The organism is Brevundimonas sp. (assembly GCF_036399195.1).
In the GTDB taxonomy this organism is placed as follows: Bacteria; Pseudomonadota; Alphaproteobacteria; order Caulobacterales; family Caulobacteraceae; genus Brevundimonas.
In genome coordinates, this window is sequence record NZ_DASWNO010000177.1 from 1 (window position 1) to 1,832 (window position 1,832).

The window sequence follows — 1,832 nt, forward strand, 5'->3', positions numbered from 1 at the left end:
CTGCCGCGCCGCCTCGAAGTCGGGACGGGCGGCGAGGGCCGAGGCGCGCAGGGCGTCGCGCACGCGCTCGCGCTCGGCGGGGGCCAGTTGGCCGATCAGCATCATCGGCGAGCCGGTGCGCGGCGGCTTGTGCTGGGCTTCCACCCGATCCTCGACCTGGGCGCGCGTCACCAGCAGGGTCGCCCCCGCCGCGACGGCGAACAGATTCAGCGCGACCGAGCCCGCCAGCAGCAGGGACTTCGTCCTGGGGCTCATCCCAGCACCTCGGTGTCGTCCACCGCCAACAGCGAGGCCTGGTAGAGGACCGCATCGGCCTGGGCGTCGGCGGTCAGGTGCGTCGTCATGATCACGCCCGCGGCGACGCCCGCGCAGGCGGCCGCGGTCCAGCCGGCGCCGAGCGCCAGCGCCATCCGGTCCAGCCATCGGCGGCCTTCTCGTTTCGCCGTCAGCCCCGCCCCGGCCGCCGCGGCGATGACCCGGTCGCGCAGCGCCGCCGACGGCTGGACCGCGCGTGAGGCGTGCAGCAGCGCATCGACGGCGTCGGCTTCCGCCAGCACGGGGCCGACGATGTCCCGACGGCTCGCCGCGAACGCTTGCGCCGCCGCGCGTTCCGCCTCGGGCCAGCGGCGGGCGTCGGCGCCCCATGCGGCGACCAGAGCGTCGAATCGTTCCGGCGTCATCCTGCTCATGCTCCTTCAGCGCCCGGCCGTATGTCGGCCAGGGCCAGTCTCAACGCCCGCCGCCCTCGCGACAGCAGGCTCTCCAGCGCGTCCACGCTGACCGCCATCAGGTCCGCCGCCTCGATGTTGGTCAGCTCCTGATAATGACACAGCACAAGGGCCTCGCGCTGCCGTTCGGGCAGCCGCGCCAGCGCAGCATCCACGCGCGCACCCACGTCCGCCGCCATCAGACCCCGGTCCGGCGCCGGTCCTTCGAACGCCCGCTCGGGCAGGACGTCGGTCGGCGCTTCGCGCCGTCGCCTCAGCCTGTCGTAGCAGAGGTTCAGCGCCACCCGGTGCAGCCAGGTGTCGAACTTGGCCTTCCCCGGCGTCCAGCGCGGCGCCTGTCGCCAGGCGCGAAGCATGGCGTCCTGCGCCACGTCCTCCGCCTCGACCGGATCGCCCAGCATCCGCTGCGCCAGCGCCAGCATGCGCGGCAGCTTGCGCGCCACCATCGCCTGAATAGCCGCGGGGTCGCCCTGACCCACGCGGCGCACCAGTTCCTCGTCGGGGTCGGCGATCGGCGCCAATCCGGCCCTCATCCCTCATTCGCGAAAGGGTCGTTCGGCGCATGACCGTCGCCCCTGACATCTGGCCTACTCCGTAGTCGGAGCCGGGGCCGACGTCACCCGTCCGGCGCGACGGTTCGCCATCCGCTCGCGGCGCTGCTCGCGGCGAGCCTCGCCCCGCGCCTGCCGCTCGGCGACGGTGACGTAGCCGTCGCGGTCGGCGTCCAGCCGCACGAAGGCCTGCTCGGCCCGCGCCTGGGCCTGGGCGATCGTGACGACGGCGGTCCGGTCGAGGCGTTGCGCCCGGCGGGCGACACGCATCGCGCGGTCAGGACGAGCCTGCGCGCGCTCGGCGCGAGCCGCTCCGCGGGCGTCGAACTCGGCCCGGCTGACGGCGCCGTCGCCATCAGCGTCCAGCCGCTGGAAGCGGTCGGCCGCCCGGCCGGCCTTGCGGGTCTGGGCGACGGCGCGGCGCTCGTCCGCGGTCACCGAGCCGTCGCGATTGGCGTCGGCGGCGGTTAGGCGATCGACGCGGCGCGCCACGAATTCAGACTGGCTGATGCGGCGGTCGCCGTCCGTGTCGGCGCGCAGGCCGCGCGCGGCC

At 74.9% G+C, this 1,832-nt stretch carries 3 protein-coding genes and 1 pseudogene; all 4 read right to left on the reverse strand.

Annotated elements, in window-relative coordinates:
- Positions 1–255, reverse strand: a pseudogene (locus tag VGB60_RS08385) (hypothetical protein); the annotation flags it as partial.
- Positions 252–680: a hypothetical protein gene (locus VGB60_RS08390; protein WP_331037817.1), complete on the reverse strand. Its 429-nt coding sequence runs from the start codon at positions 678–680 to the stop codon at positions 252–254. The pseudogene VGB60_RS08385 and the gene VGB60_RS08390, both read right to left, overlap by 4 nt.
- Positions 681–685: 5 nt before the next feature.
- Positions 686–1,249: an RNA polymerase sigma factor gene (locus tag VGB60_RS08395; protein WP_331037818.1), complete on the reverse strand. Its 564-nt coding sequence runs from the start codon at positions 1,247–1,249 to the stop codon at positions 686–688.
- 66 nt (positions 1,250–1,315) lie between these two features.
- A partial coding sequence (locus VGB60_RS08400) for an EF-hand domain-containing protein (protein WP_331037819.1) occupies positions 1,316–1,832 on the reverse strand: 517 nt, incomplete at its 5' end.